Source organism: Cuneatibacter sp. NSJ-177 (assembly GCF_022867805.1).
Lineage (GTDB): Bacteria > Bacillota > Clostridia > Lachnospirales > Lachnospiraceae > Pseudolachnospira.
In genome coordinates this window covers 837,403-850,408 of record NZ_JALIFO010000001.1, presented here as the reverse complement: position 1 = coordinate 850,408, position 13,006 = coordinate 837,403, and the positions used below count along the sequence as shown (strand labels likewise).

Sequence of the window (13,006 nt, the reverse complement as noted above, 5' to 3'; positions counted from 1 at the left end):
TGCATCTCCTAACTCCTGATCACCCTTCGTTCAACAATTTTTGCAATTTTTCCACAAACTGTCCGATATGCAAACCATCTACAAAAGAATGATGTGCCTGCACAGAAATTGGAATCAAAAGCTTTCCATCTTTCTCATAATATTTTCCCCAATCAAAAAGCGGTGTTGCATTATCTTTTTTACCCGAGTTAGTGTGGGAAATATGCGTATATGTTACCCACGGCATGGGAGAACATTGAAACACATCATTTCCTAAAGGTCCCGTAAAATACTCTTTCTGTTCATTTGCCACTTTTGTTGCCAGTTCACAATATTCTTTCAGATCATCTATCATAGGTACATTGACTACCTTGAACAATTCTGTTTCCTGATTAAGATATGTAAATGCAGTATCTATCTTTTCAAACAAAACAATCTGTCCGTCAACAAACCGATAACGAAACGCCTCTATTTCATTTGCACATTTGCAAACAGCATGTACCATTGCCAATGTAAAAGAAAGTCCTCGCTCCTTTACCATGCGCCTAAATCTTGTAATATCTGCTTCAAAGGTTACGCAAAATGCTGGTTCAACACTGTCTCTAAAAATCATACAGTGCATTGCCCTATCCCATGTTTTTTCATCAATTACTTTATATTTATTTGCCATAGATACATTTTCCTCCAACTTCTGATTTTATTTCACATTCAGCTGTTCAGCAGCCTTTCTAAATCCCCGATGGGAACATTCATTCTTTCCGATACTTCCTCCATCGTCATGCCGGTATCCAAAAAACGTCTGCCCACCATTTTCATATCCTCGCCAACCTCTATGAGATGCCCATCCAGATCTCTGTTGTGTTACTTACCGACAAACCTGAATTTTGTTATTTCTAAACCCGGTTATTCTTTTAGATTTTTCAGAGCTTCCGGGTTATTCAGGATAATTGTTCCAACAGTTTTACATTCTTCTATATCGGAGCAGTCACCACATGTTGCAACGCCCTTCTTCAGCGCACACTTACGAATACCACACAGACTGTCACAAAATACCGTTTTACTCCCCTCAACGCGGCAGCCCTGGCAGTTAATATGTTCAGGGAGAATAGGGGCATTATTTAACTCTGCCCATAATTTTGCAGTTTTTTCACGCAATGTTTGATCATTGTTGATTGTTGCAATGTATGCGTCACATTTTTCGCAGTTCAGTCCGCAATATGCAATCATATCTTTCATAGCCTCAGTCACCTCTATATCTTCAAATGGATTCTCGGATTAAATTCGTTTCGCTATCTCCAAAGCGATATAAAATTTGTCCAAATTATGATTGGCGTCATTAAATCTTTCCATCTCGTACTTATCTTCCGATAACACATCCCCCGTCACCAGAAAATCATATAAATCAAAACCGTAGAAATCACAAACAGACTGCACTCCTGCCAGTTCCATGTCTACCGCGATGCAGCCTTCCTCTTGCCTCTTAGCAACCTGCCCTGCTGTTTCACGCAAAAACGCATCTGTAGTCCATACCCGTCCTTTCACATATGGGAAGTGCAGCTCATCAAAAATAGCAGCGAGCTTTTCGTGATTTTTCATCTTGATGTAATCAGTTGGCGGTGCATAATGATAGGAAATTCCTTCGTCTCTGTAGGCTTCTGTCGGAATAACGAATCTCCCCTGCGTCTTTTCTTTATCGAGACTTCCCGCCGAGCCAAACATGATAAACTTCTCAGCACCAGTCAGCCAGTTTGACTCGATACAGTACTCAGAGGTTCCGGTAGAACCGATTGCAGATAAATAAAAAGCAATTTCCTTTCCTTCAGAGCTGAATTTATAAATCGGAACAGCCCCGTTCGGTGCATTGATTTCTGCGATCTTTGTGCAAATATATGTGGTGAGAACAGTCTCGTAAATCTCTTTGGAAAAAATGATAATGCAGATATCGAGTATCTTTTTTCTCTCCCCATAAAAATCCTTCAGCGTGAATATAGGCTCAGTTTTGTTGTCAAATGAATCCGTAATCATAATCTTAATCCTCTCCGATTCAATAGTGGCTACGTACCCGTCTTACATTTTCTTTTCATAACTTACAATTTTCTCTGTTCTATAAACTGGGATTTATCAGTCAAACTTTTCAATGTTTATCGTAGCAATCGCTGATTGATTAGGTTCTCCTGTTTTTAAGTCTTGTGGGGCAGGGACTAACATCATAAATCCGTCTTTTCCATATCGTTTTTCATAGCCCTGTGCATATTCTTCCTCAACGGAAATATGCTGTACCTGTCCGATAATCATGGAAGTAATACCTGCACCGCTTAAATCTTGTGTTCTTTTTAAAGTACACTCTATGTTTACAAATGCCTCCTGTATCATTGGTGCATGAATGGTCTTGGCATTTACAAGAGAAAAATTTCCTACTGAAAATTCATCAGCTTCATAGTCATTATGGTTAATTGTATCTATCAGCTTATCGTAATAACTTATTGGAAGAAAATTGATACAAAAGCATTTTTCTCTTTGGATATTTGCATAGGTATGGGTATGCTGATAGAGGTTTCCCATAACCGCAAAGAAAGCCGTTTTATCACCATGAAAGCAACTCCATGCGTGGAAGCAGACATTCGGCTTTCCGTTTTCTTTCCATGTGGTAATTGCAAATAAAACCGTAGGAATTGCCGCCGTTGTTTCTAAATGGGAAAACAGTTCAAATTCCTCTGGATATGAGGGCTTGAAATACTGCGGAAACACTTTCCCTATTTCTATTTTCATTAAGAACCTCCTCCGAAAATGATAATTTATCTTTGTATTTATTGTCTTCTACAAACAGGGATTTTCCAGCCCTACAAGCTGGAATTTATATTTCATACAGACTTAATCAAATGGTGTTCAAAAAAAGTTTCAAAAGTATTTGTAGCACCACCATGTTCCACGATTTTTCCATCTATAATTTTATCAATATCCACCCCTGTAATTTCCAAAACCTTATTTGTGGGTGTTATTCCGAGAAATTCTCCATTATGAGTGCCTTTCATAATAAATTCTGAAATAACATAATCATCCACTTCATATTGACGGATAATTTTCATAGTGTAATCAGGATACGTTTTTTTCAATGCTAATAGGTGTTCTTTCATTCCGTCTATTCCTATGAACATTTCTTTTTCTCCAATCCTTTGAACGCAGTCCTCCGATATATATTTAGAAATTTCATCAAGTAAATTATCCGAAATAATAACTTCATAGAAATATTTTGCAATATCCTTATTTTTCATGCGAAACCTCCGTAAATTCCAATTTGTTTATATGCCCGCTGCAAATTAACTATTCAGAAGTTTTGTTAAGTCCTCAATGGATACGTCCATTTTCGCAGATACTTCTTCCATAGTCATTCCAGAAGCAAGGAACCGCTTTACTACCATCTGCATATCCTCTCCAACCTCTATGAGATGTTCGTCCAGATCGTAGAACCGGATCACACGCTGTCCCCAACTATGCTCAATGACTTCTCCCAAATATTCGATGTCCGAGTATGCTTTCAGCTTATTCAGGAAACCGTCAAAATCCTGTTCCTCAAAAACAATCTCCGCATTGTTGGATTTCTTCAATACCTTTTCTTTGGGTATACTTACAAGCCAGTCAAAATCCTGCTGTAATGCCAGACCGCAGGTAAAAGCGATATTCTTTCCGTAATCCTGATAGACCTCTAGCCCGAACAGTTCCTCATAAAACTTTCTTGCGGCGCTGATATCCGCTACCGATATAACTGTACATACATACTTCATATAAATGCTCCTTTCAAGCCTCTTTCGCTGTTCTTTAGTTCTGATAAAGCCTTTTGTATAGCACACAACTAAATGAAATTATACTGCTTCCTTCTCTTTATAACCATACTGCCCAATCTCCATAGTCAAATGTACCGCTGCCGTGATGTAATTTACCATCTTCTCGTAACTGCCTGAACGCATTTCTCATTCTGCTTAAAATCTCCGGCTGAATATCCAAACTATGATGCGCAGGAAAAACCTTTTTGACTGGAAGCTCCGAAATCTTTTCAAGAGAAGCAAGGTATGCGTCCGGGTCTGTTGACGGATAATAGGCAAATAAAGTGTCCTTGTAAACCAAGTCTCCGGTAAACAGATAACCTCTGTCTGATTCCCAGAAACACATATGCCCCGGAGCATGGCCCGGAGTATGCAATACCTGTATATTCCGTCCACCTAATTCTATGTTCTCTCCATCCTCCAGTACCTTTGTTGGCGTCCCTTGGAAAAACTCATAAGTGCCTGTATCGTAACCGTCTGGTAAATCGCAGCGGTCTGCCACCATCTCTCTGATTGTTTCTATTGTCAGCGGAAACTCACCGTTCAGCCAGCTCAATTCTTCCGCATGGGCATAAAAGTCCGGAAAATACTTATGGCCGCCAATATGATCCCAATGAATATGGGTGGCAACGGCCGTAACAGGCTTATTTGTCAGCTTCATTACTTCATCAATAATATTGCAGATTCCCAGACCCGTATCAATCAATAAACTGCGACTGGAGCCATTTAACAGATAGCAATGCGTCTCCTCCCAATGCCGGTATTCGCTGATAATATATGTACCTTCATCAATCTGATCAATCGTGAACCACTTTTCCATTTGCAAGCATACCTCCATAATTAATATCTGATTCCCTTTGCAGAACATCACTTATTTTTCTGCAAAGGGGCGTTTATTACTTTCATTTATCTATATTCTCTATCCTTTTCAATACTTTATTAAATGATTGCAGTATTGAAGTCCTCACTTTTTCTTTCGCAACTTCAACTCAATATTGTTCTTTGCTGCCGCTTCCTGAAGCAGTCCTGCGGCAAAAGCGCTTTTCTCCTTGAGCGTCAGTGTATCCAAATCAGCTCTGTTCTCAATTTGCCTGAGTACCGCCTGCAGCTCTCGCAGGTCCAAAAGAGATACTGCTGTACAAAACAGTGTCTTTTTGCGCCCGTCATTAAAATCGGACAGGAGAATGTCCAGTATTTTTGTCTTTTCCACCTGCTCCGCATTATAAGCTTCTATTCCCAACTGCCGGGCCCTCTCCATATCAGATTTCCGGCCCTGGTGTGTCATAAAGGAATCAAAGTCATCCATATGCTCGTATTTTGGACAAGGGTATTCATCGCACTGAAAGCAGTATTCCACACCGTTATGCTCCATGCTGCATCTTGCAATTTTACAGGACTGATTTCCCTCGCCGCCCCCGCAGCCTGGGCAATATTTATTTAAAAACATGGGGCAAAGCCCGCAGTTCAAGCCACAAAGGGAAAACAATTGATTTTTTCGGTTAAAACCTTTCATGTTACCTCCTAACTAGCTTGTCCCCAGCCATTCCAGCTAATGTATGCTGTACATGATGCTTCTCCTAACAAGCTGACAAACTGGAATTTATAGAAACACTACTTTATCAACCTGCCTTAGTTTGTTTATAAAGTAAACCACCTTTGACAAGTAATAGCAAAAATGCTACTACTATTGCATATGGTTCTCTCGCCATCGCCAAAAACAAAACAGCAAAAACACTGAACCCAACGGACAATGAATTAACTACCTTTTTGCCCTTTTCAAATTTGAAATAGACCATTAGTATTTTTACAAATCCAACGATTGTTAAGCCGATAAACAATGCCCAATAGATTGTAATAATCAAAACATCATTATCTACATAATCAAAGAGATTTACTGCATAGATATATCCATTGACCGGTTTTGGATACAGCGGTAGAAAAATAAGCATCAAAGAAAATAAGTCAACAAACCCCAATAATAAATCGCATATAGTATTGAGATTGGATTTATTTTCTTTTTCTGCAATTGTAATCAACTGTTCTCCTGATAACAGATCATCAATAGACACTGCAAAAAATCTTGATATTTCTTTCAATGAATCTATGCTTGGATATCCTCTTCTTGATTCCCATTTTGAAATAGCAGTTCTGGAAACAAACAATGCCTCTGCCAGTTCTTCTTGTGTCAATCCCCGGCTCTTTCTTAATTCCTGAAGTTTTTCACTGAACCAGTCCAATTCCTGCAAAAATCAGACATACAACAATTGGCACAAGCCCCATCCAGTCGGTAATCGTATAAAGCGTCATATGAACACCTGTCAAACGATGAAACCAGCAGTTGAATGTTGCAAATCCAATATTGGTTCCATTCTGCCCAAGAGGCTGCACATCAACAATCTGAATCAAAGCTGTCCATATTACAAATGTTGCAAGGAGTATCACTCCAAATAATAAATTCTTTTTCCCGTTCTTTTTCATTATTCTACGTCCTTTCAAAAGTTAATCTGTCTTTTCGACAATTTAACGTTATCAAAAAACGTAAAATAACAACAGAATCTCTCTGTCACATGTATGATACGATTCGTATCATTCCTTCAAATACTTGTTTTCCTGATTCATCAGCCCTACAATTTCAAGTTTGTCAGTTCTCTTATCAATCTAACTCAGCCCGGCTGATCAAGCCTAAAGTTAGGGGTTTATCCTCACAGGCTTCCTTAAATCATACTTCCAAAATCCGCCACTCATAAAAATCGCAGCAGTCAAATATCTTGCACACATTAAAAGCGCGGCAATGAGACAAAATATGGAACCGATACCTTTAATATTCAACCGCTTTACCTCCGTAATTTTGATTTTTTATTCTGGCACAGAGAGCAAGTAATCTTTTAACTCTCCTACCGTTTCAAATATATAATCGGCATTGATGCTTTTCAATTCTTCTGCCTTTGCAGTTGTTCCCCACAAAGCAGACAAGCATATGACCCCGGCTTTTCGGCCTCTGACACATCTGAAACCGCATCCCCTATATACACACATTGTGCAGGAAGCAAATCATATTTCTTTAGTAGCAGCCTCAATGACTGCGCCTTAATATTTTCATTTTCGCTGCCCGTCAGGATTTCATCAAAATCATGTTCCATCCCAAACTCATTCAAAGTAATCCGGCAGCTTCTTTCGCCCTTTCCCGTTATCAATGCAAGGATAAATCCTTTTGCCCGCAGAGCGGCAATCAAATCCGGGATGCCTTCATAGGGTTCGGAGCATTCATAGTGCTTTCCGCTCTCCGGGGTCCAGTCTGGTGTCAGGCGTTCTGCCAGTTCCACGGCATGCGTTGCCGTATAAATCTGCACATTGGAAGCAATCATGACGTTATTTCCGATTTTTATCTGATTGCAGTCGATAAAAGAGCAGTTCATATTGATCGACACATTGCTGCCGGTAATAATATTACACCCATAATCACACAGGAATGGCCCCCCTACCGACACGTTTGTTCCAATCCCACCGAGCAGCTTATGTAAAATCCCTTTCTTCTCTTCTTTCTGGTTATAGGTCAGTTTGTTATAAATGTCAAGCTCCTGTTCGGTCTTCTCTTAATGGCTAATAGCCGCATAAAATCTGCAAACAAAGATGTGTCAACCGGCTCAAACATCAGCCATTTTCCATCGTGATAGGTTTTTGAGTCATCGTAGACCTTCTGGACGCTTTCCGAATACTCACTTCGGACGGCTTCAAATTTCATCCGCTCATCCTTTCCCAGTATTACCATAAAGCCAACACAGTTCTCCCTTGCGTATAGGGCGCAGAGTGTTTTTCCGCCTCTGCGGTATTTATATTCGTAGGTCCATGCCTTGCCGCCGCTGTTCCAAATGCAGTCCATATCGTACTTTTCATCAATCGCAGCGCATAGCTTTTGCCACACGTCATATAAAGACTGTCCGATTAAAGCGGTCATATCGTCCATATTTGGTATTTTATCAAGCATATCCAGTTCTCCTTCTTCTTTGTATCTCTTTTAATAATTCAGTAAACCCGCTCTTAGGGTTTTGCTTATATAATAATCCTTAAAAGTTTTATTCTATCATAGTTTTGCCTACAGCTCCACTCTTACTATACACGACTATATCCAAGATTTATCCTTTTTTTGTCCAAGTTTAATCCTATCGGAATTTCACGCAATTCTTTCTGGAGGTCGATCCCGGTATGGAAGCACTGCAATCAGTTTCAAATCCCCATTTTTTTCTGCAACTCTAAAACGATCTCTGCAAAATACTGATCCACGCCATCTGCAAAACCAGACAGGATTACAGGAAAGCCGTCCTTCACTGCTTTTTTTATTTCCTGATGCTGAGCTTTCTTTATGCTGCCAATCTCTTTATCAGGCATATCCCTATGCCCAGTAATACAACATGTCTTTCCTTTCATTGTATCTCCCGTTTGATAGTTATATTTTTTCATCTCACCTAATTATAATAAATTTGTTTTTCAGGTCAACGCAAACACCCCTTTTATCTTTGCGAATAAAGCATATGTGTGAGGTGTAATCTATTAGAGAATGATAGGTGAAGGCAATGTATGAAGATTTCGTCCCGGAACGGCTGGCAAAACTACGATTACAAAAGTGTGTATCTGCACGTGACATGTCATTGTCATTGGGACAGGCAAACAATTACATCAATAACATCGAAAACAAAAAGTCCCTTCCGGCCATGCAATCCTTCTTCTTCATTTGCGAATATTTGGGCGTAACGCCGCAGGAATTCTTCGATGAAGGAAATCCTTATCCGGAGGCTCTGTAGGAATTTATCGAAGAGGGAAAGAAACTGGATCCCAAGTCGACGGCTTATCTCCTCGGCATTATGAAGGAACTGAACAGCAAGAAGTAAAGCGGCCACGCCGGTTGGCTGTTTTATTTTTTATTATCCCTTATTCAATCCTAAATTTTTTCTCGAATTGTCCTTTATTTATCCTTTTATCACCTGCCAGCTCCATTTTATCATTTTTCATATAGAATCACGTTTTCGGCATTGCAATAATGTGTTTTCACTATCCTCTTTGTAAAGGATATAGTAAATGCCGTTCCTCATTTTCTTTTAATAAACAAACTTGAGGTTTTACCATCTACTATGTTATATTAAAATATGAGATGATACCATGGAAAGGAGACTTGTGTGTATGCTTAGTCCTATCGTTATTGGTGCGTAAGCAAGGCTATCGCAACCATTAAATTTGAATACGTGTTGCAGATGGTCTTTGCTGTTCCTGTACAACAATTATTTAGGAGCGCAAAAATGAGCTATAAGAAAGCAACACACGTTCTGCCACAAGATTTACTGCTAAAAGTTCAAGAGTATGTTGACGGGGAATTTCTTTATATTCCCAGAGCAGAAAATAACAAAAAGGGCTGGGGAGAAACAACCTCAACCCGTCAAGAACTACAAGAAAGAAACAGACATATTTATGCAGATTATCTTGCCGGGATAGATATGGAAACTTTAGCAAAAAAATATTATCTATCTTTGAAAAGTATTCAACGGATTATTGGGCAGTCAAGGAATAATGATTAGAGAAAGGCTGATATGGTTTATGGACCGTATCAGCCTTTCTCTTATATTCTTTTCATAAAAGAACATTAGGTTGGGTTTGAAATGATGGGATGATACAATTTATCTACCAAAGCAAAGGAGGTCTATTATGAAAAGGAATTGTGAAATTCCACCTCATTCTTTAATGAACTAAACAAAGATGGAGGTGTGATATGAAAAAAATTTTATGGGAGATACAATATCTTTCTTTGCCTCTAGTATCAAAGCACTGCAAAAAATGTGGCAAAAAGTCAAGATTTTCCTGCTTTGAAAAATTTCGCGTCAATGCCAGACGGAGATCTTTAGATATTTGGCTTATATATAATTGCTTAAATTGTGATACTTCATGGAACGCAAAAGTATATTCCCATATTTCTCCCCAATCATTGAATTTGCTACAATTAGAGGGCTTTCAAAATAATAGCCGTTCACTTGTAGAAAAGTATGCAATGGATATGGATTTTCTTTACAGAAACGGCGTTGATGAAGTCGATATCCCTCAATATTCAATTATTGGAGAAGTCTTTCTACCCAGCGAAGATGTGGAACTTGAAATAGAAAGCAAATTCCTATTTCCAGTAAAAGTGTCCGCAATAATAAGGGAAAAGTTGCATTTATCACAAGCTGAATATTTACGCTTAATTGATAACGGGAATTTAAAAAGTATTCCAGAACAAGACTTAAAAAAATGCAAATTAAAAAGAGGGGTCACACTTGTTTTTCGGTCATAAAGCAACTATCTATCAAGTATGACTGAAAAAACAGGTATTACCCCGCAGCGATACTTTAACGAATGGAATTTACGCTCATCGCTTCACCAGAAGCTTCCCGTCATGATGGAAAATAATGATATCGCCTATTTCAAGTTTGGAGAAAATCCGAGTTCCAACGATATAACTGTCTTTTTCAACGTCGGTTCCATGGACCCTGTCGGCACATAACCCAACAAAAATACTGCCTTAAATAAAATCAGCGTAATGGCCATAATAAGAAATGGCAACAGCCATATCCAGAATTTGATCCATTGCTTTCCTGTCCCGCATTGCTCTCATCTTGCTATTAATATATTCTATTTTAAAAATAACTATTGACTTTTTCTTTGCAAGCTACCGGGCGGATTCGGGACTTTCACCCGTTAGAAACGTGCGCCGCAAGGCGCACCAGGAAAAATAGCTGCCGCAGGATTTCTGCGGCAGCTATTTTTCCATTCCGTACGTTATTTTTCTTCCTGTACTTCAATCTTCCGGATCTCTTTTGTCCGGATTTCCTTGCAGATCGCGTCGATGAATTCCGAAAGATCTTTCTGGCCTTCGTCTCCCAGATAACGGCTTCGCACCGCCACCTTCCCTTCGGCTTCTTCCTTCTCGCCAACGACCAGCATATAGGGAATCTTTGCGAGTCTCGCCTCCCGGATCTTGTAGCCGATCTTCTCCGATTTTTCATCCACGGCGCAGAGAACGCCGTTTTTCTTTAACTCTTTCTCCACCGATTTGGCATAGTCCAGATATTTGTCAGAGATCGGAAGGATACGCACCTGTTCCGGGCACAGCCAGGTCGGGAACATCCCGGCATATTTCTCAATCAGCCAGGCCAAAGTTCTCTCATAGCAGCCGATGGAGGTTCTGTGGATAATATACGGACGGACCTTCTCCCCATTGGGATCGATATAATACATATCAAACTGTTCGGCAAGCAGGGCGTCCCACTGGATCGTAATCATGGTATCTTCCTTCCCATATACGTTTCGGGCGTTGATATCCACTTTCGGACCATAGAAGGCAGCTTCTCCGATGTCCTCCACAAAAGGAACCTCCAGCTCGGTAAGAATACTCCGGATATGCTCCTCGGTCTGATTCCAGACTTCCGCATCCCCGATATACTTTTCCCGGTTCTCCGGATCCCACTTGGACAGGTGATAGGTCACGTCGTCCTGGAGTCCCAGCGTAGTCAGGCACTGCTTCGCCAAGGCCAGGCAACCTTTAAACTCTTCCACCATCTGATCCGGCCGGACAATCAGATGTCCCTCCGAGATCGTAAACTGGCGCACGCGGGTCAGGCCGTGCATCTCGCCGGAATCTTCGTTCCGGAACAGGGTGGAAGTCTCGCTGTAGCGCAGAGGCAGATCGCGGTAGGATCTTTGTTTTGCTTTGTACACGTAATACTGGAACGGGCAGGTCATCGGGCGGAGGGCAAATACTTCCTTGGACGTTTCCTCATCCCCCAGTACAAACATGCCGTCCTTGTAGTGATCCCAATGGCCGGAAATCTTATAGAGATCGCTCTTTGCCATCAGCGGGGTCTTCGTGCGGATATAGCCCCAGTTGTTGTCTTCCTCGTCCTCGATCCATCTTTGGAGGGTCTGAATGATCTTCGCGCCCTTGGGCATCAAAAGCGGAAGGCCCTGGCCGATCACATCCACGGTGGTAAAAAGCTCCATCTCCCGGCCCAGCTTATTGTGGTCGCGCTTCTTGATATCCTCCAGATACACTAAATATTCGTTCAGCTCCTCTTTGGTGGCAAAGGCGCTGCCATAAATTCTCTGGAGCATGGCTTTATTGGAATCACCTCTCCAATAAGCGCCCGACGAGGAGGTCAGCTTAAACGCTTTGATCCCCTTTGTGTTCATCAGATGCGGGCCTGCGCAGAGATCCACAAAGTCCCCCTGGTCGTAAAAAGAGATCTCGGCATCCTCCGGAAGGTCACGGATCAGCTCTACCTTGTAGGGTTCCCCATTCTCCTCCATCATGCGGATTGCTTCCTCTCTCGGAAGCGTGAAGCGCTCCAGTTTGGCCCCCTTTTTGATGATTTTCTTCATCTCTTTCTCAATCGCATCCAAATCTTCCCTGGAAAAGGGCTCAGCTTCGAAATCATAATAATACCCATTGTCAATCGCTGGGCCGATGGCCAGCTTGGCATTGGGGTACAGCCTTTTGACTGCCTCCGCCAGGACATGGGAACAGGTGTGCCGCACGACCCGAAGGCCCTCCGGATCCTTTGCGGTCAGGATGTTCAATGCGCAGTCCTGATCAATGACAGTCCGCAGATCCACTACTTTGCCGTCGATCTCTCCGGCGCACGCTGCTCTTGCCAGTCCTTCGCTGATATCAAAGGCGATATCAATCACGGATTTGCTCTCTGCGTATTCCTTAACGCTTCCATCTTTTAGTGTGATTTTCATTTTCTTCCTCCTGAATCTATTACAAAGAGTATCTCTTTGCAGAACGCTCCGCGCAATGCCTGCCGCGAAGCGATGGCTTCTCCGCTTCTCCCTATGCCGATCTACTTTTGCCTGCAATCTTTTTTATTTTAGTACATTTTGTTCTTTCTTACAAGGGTTTTCTTTTCCTGTCCTCTGGTTCAGACTGGAATCTTTTATTGCGATCCCGGCAGGAGGCACTGTGACCTGCAAGAGGAATCAAACTGCTGTGCAGCGTTGTCGGAGGGGGAGGCTTGAGGCCTTTGGCCTCTCGCTTTGTGGCTGCCGCCACATATTTTCAGAACGATACGCCCGGCTCGCAGCTATAAAAAAATCAAGCTGCTGCAAGATTTTTCTACAGTTTGCCGACGATAGGCGAACCTTACCTTCGTAGAAATTCTTCTTGCAACAGCCTGATCCAGATC

16 protein-coding genes and 2 pseudogenes are annotated in these 13,006 nt (G+C 41.4%); 3 read left to right on the top strand and 15 right to left on the bottom strand.

The window, feature by feature from the left end:
* Positions 1-19: 19 nt before the first annotated feature.
* From MUB23_RS03830 to MUB23_RS03765, 14 genes and pseudogenes are all read right to left on the bottom strand, one after another.
* Positions 20-649: a CatA-like O-acetyltransferase gene (locus MUB23_RS03830; RefSeq protein WP_244798969.1), complete on the bottom strand. Its 630-nt coding sequence runs from the start codon at positions 647-649 to the stop codon at positions 20-22.
* A 38-nt stretch (positions 650-687) separates the two neighbouring features.
* Positions 688-831, bottom strand: a pseudogene (locus MUB23_RS19960) (glyoxalase); the annotation flags it as partial.
* Positions 832-882: 51 nt separating this feature from the next.
* Entirely contained in the window at positions 883-1,215 is a 333-nt protein-coding gene (locus tag MUB23_RS03820) for a DUF3795 domain-containing protein (RefSeq protein ID WP_244798967.1), read from the bottom strand.
* Between the two features lie 39 nt (positions 1,216-1,254).
* A complete protein-coding gene (locus tag MUB23_RS03815) occupies positions 1,255-2,004 on the bottom strand; it encodes a nucleoside phosphorylase (RefSeq protein ID WP_244798966.1) in 750 nt (249 codons plus the stop codon).
* Positions 2,005-2,100: 96 nt separating this feature from the next.
* On the bottom strand, positions 2,101-2,748 hold the full coding sequence (locus tag MUB23_RS03810) for a flavin reductase family protein (protein WP_244798965.1): 648 nt from the start codon (positions 2,746-2,748) through the stop codon (positions 2,101-2,103).
* A gap of 92 nt (positions 2,749-2,840) precedes the next feature.
* The gene (locus MUB23_RS03805; protein WP_244798964.1) at positions 2,841-3,251 is read right to left on the bottom strand and encodes an ester cyclase; all 411 of its coding nucleotides are present in this window, start codon (positions 3,249-3,251) and stop codon (positions 2,841-2,843) included.
* A 45-nt stretch (positions 3,252-3,296) separates the two neighbouring features.
* On the bottom strand, positions 3,297-3,761 hold the full coding sequence (locus tag MUB23_RS03800) for a VOC family protein (RefSeq protein WP_023043206.1): 465 nt from the start codon (positions 3,759-3,761) through the stop codon (positions 3,297-3,299).
* Positions 3,762-3,858: 97 nt separating this feature from the next.
* Positions 3,859-4,620 carry an MBL fold metallo-hydrolase gene (locus MUB23_RS03795; RefSeq protein ID WP_244798963.1) on the bottom strand — a complete coding sequence of 254 codons (762 nt, stop codon included), beginning with the start codon at positions 4,618-4,620 and terminating at the stop codon, positions 3,859-3,861.
* Between the two features lie 144 nt (positions 4,621-4,764).
* Entirely contained in the window at positions 4,765-5,313 is a 549-nt protein-coding gene (locus MUB23_RS19955; RefSeq protein WP_244798961.1) for a DUF3795 domain-containing protein, read from the bottom strand.
* A gap of 106 nt (positions 5,314-5,419) precedes the next feature.
* The gene (locus tag MUB23_RS03785) at positions 5,420-5,989 is read right to left on the bottom strand and encodes a helix-turn-helix domain-containing protein (protein WP_244798960.1); all 570 of its coding nucleotides are present in this window, start codon (positions 5,987-5,989) and stop codon (positions 5,420-5,422) included.
* Between the two features lie 31 nt (positions 5,990-6,020).
* Positions 6,021-6,278 (bottom strand): hypothetical protein, encoded by a 258-nt coding sequence (locus MUB23_RS03780; RefSeq protein ID WP_244798958.1) that lies wholly within the window; start codon positions 6,276-6,278, stop codon positions 6,021-6,023.
* Between the two features lie 452 nt (positions 6,279-6,730).
* Positions 6,731-7,288 (bottom strand): HAD hydrolase-like protein, encoded by a 558-nt coding sequence (locus MUB23_RS03775; RefSeq protein ID WP_330641770.1) that lies wholly within the window; start codon positions 7,286-7,288, stop codon positions 6,731-6,733.
* 65 nt (positions 7,289-7,353) lie between these two features.
* Entirely contained in the window at positions 7,354-7,785 is a 432-nt protein-coding gene (locus MUB23_RS03770) for a DUF3788 domain-containing protein (protein WP_244798952.1), read from the bottom strand.
* Positions 7,786-8,024: 239 nt separating this feature from the next.
* Positions 8,025-8,225, bottom strand: coding sequence for a DUF1273 domain-containing protein (locus MUB23_RS03765; RefSeq protein WP_244798950.1), 201 nt, complete (start codon positions 8,223-8,225; stop codon positions 8,025-8,027).
* Positions 8,226-8,371: 146 nt separating this feature from the next.
* Between MUB23_RS03765 and MUB23_RS03760 the strand changes: the two are divergent.
* The 3 genes and pseudogenes from MUB23_RS03760 (at position 8,372) to MUB23_RS03750 (ending at position 10,116) form a co-directional block, all read left to right on the top strand.
* A pseudogene (locus tag MUB23_RS03760) lies at positions 8,372-8,686 on the top strand (helix-turn-helix domain-containing protein).
* A 405-nt stretch (positions 8,687-9,091) separates the two neighbouring features.
* A complete protein-coding gene (locus MUB23_RS03755; protein WP_244798946.1) occupies positions 9,092-9,367 on the top strand; it encodes a CD3324 family protein in 276 nt (91 codons plus the stop codon).
* Between the two features lie 191 nt (positions 9,368-9,558).
* Positions 9,559-10,116, top strand: a complete 558-nt coding sequence (locus tag MUB23_RS03750) for a DUF1062 domain-containing protein (RefSeq protein WP_244798944.1) — start codon at positions 9,559-9,561, stop codon at positions 10,114-10,116.
* Positions 10,117-10,601: 485 nt separating this feature from the next.
* Here MUB23_RS03750 and thrS read toward each other — a convergent pair whose 3' ends face one another.
* On the bottom strand, positions 10,602-12,563 hold the full coding sequence (gene thrS, locus MUB23_RS03745) for a threonine--tRNA ligase (RefSeq protein WP_244798942.1): 1,962 nt from the start codon (positions 12,561-12,563) through the stop codon (positions 10,602-10,604).
* Between the last annotated feature and the right edge of the window lie 443 nt (positions 12,564-13,006).

Coding starts and splice junctions, on each gene's coding strand:
- MUB23_RS03830 (WP_244798969.1), bottom strand. CDS start 649: ATGGCAAATAAATATAAAGTAATTGATGAAAAAACATGGGATAGGGCA.
- MUB23_RS03820 (WP_244798967.1), bottom strand. CDS start 1,215: ATGAAAGATATGATTGCATATTGCGGACTGAACTGCGAAAAATGTGAC.
- MUB23_RS03815 (WP_244798966.1), bottom strand. CDS start 2,004: ATGATTACGGATTCATTTGACAACAAAACTGAGCCTATATTCACGCTG.
- MUB23_RS03810 (WP_244798965.1), bottom strand. CDS start 2,748: ATGAAAATAGAAATAGGGAAAGTGTTTCCGCAGTATTTCAAGCCCTCA.
- MUB23_RS03805 (WP_244798964.1), bottom strand. CDS start 3,251: ATGAAAAATAAGGATATTGCAAAATATTTCTATGAAGTTATTATTTCG.
- MUB23_RS03800 (WP_023043206.1), bottom strand. CDS start 3,761: ATGAAGTATGTATGTACAGTTATATCGGTAGCGGATATCAGCGCCGCA.
- MUB23_RS03795 (WP_244798963.1), bottom strand. CDS start 4,620: ATGGAAAAGTGGTTCACGATTGATCAGATTGATGAAGGTACATATATT.
- MUB23_RS19955 (WP_244798961.1), bottom strand. CDS start 5,313: ATGAAAGGTTTTAACCGAAAAAATCAATTGTTTTCCCTTTGTGGCTTG.
- MUB23_RS03780 (WP_244798958.1), bottom strand. CDS start 6,278: ATGAAAAAGAACGGGAAAAAGAATTTATTATTTGGAGTGATACTCCTT.
- MUB23_RS03770 (WP_244798952.1), bottom strand. CDS start 7,785: ATGCTTGATAAAATACCAAATATGGACGATATGACCGCTTTAATCGGA.
- MUB23_RS03765 (WP_244798950.1), bottom strand. CDS start 8,225: ATGAAAGGAAAGACATGTTGTATTACTGGGCATAGGGATATGCCTGAT.
- MUB23_RS03755 (WP_244798946.1), top strand. CDS start 9,092: ATGAGCTATAAGAAAGCAACACACGTTCTGCCACAAGATTTACTGCTA.
- MUB23_RS03750 (WP_244798944.1), top strand. CDS start 9,559: ATGAAAAAAATTTTATGGGAGATACAATATCTTTCTTTGCCTCTAGTA.
- thrS (WP_244798942.1), bottom strand. CDS start 12,563: ATGAAAATCACACTAAAAGATGGAAGCGTTAAGGAATACGCAGAGAGC.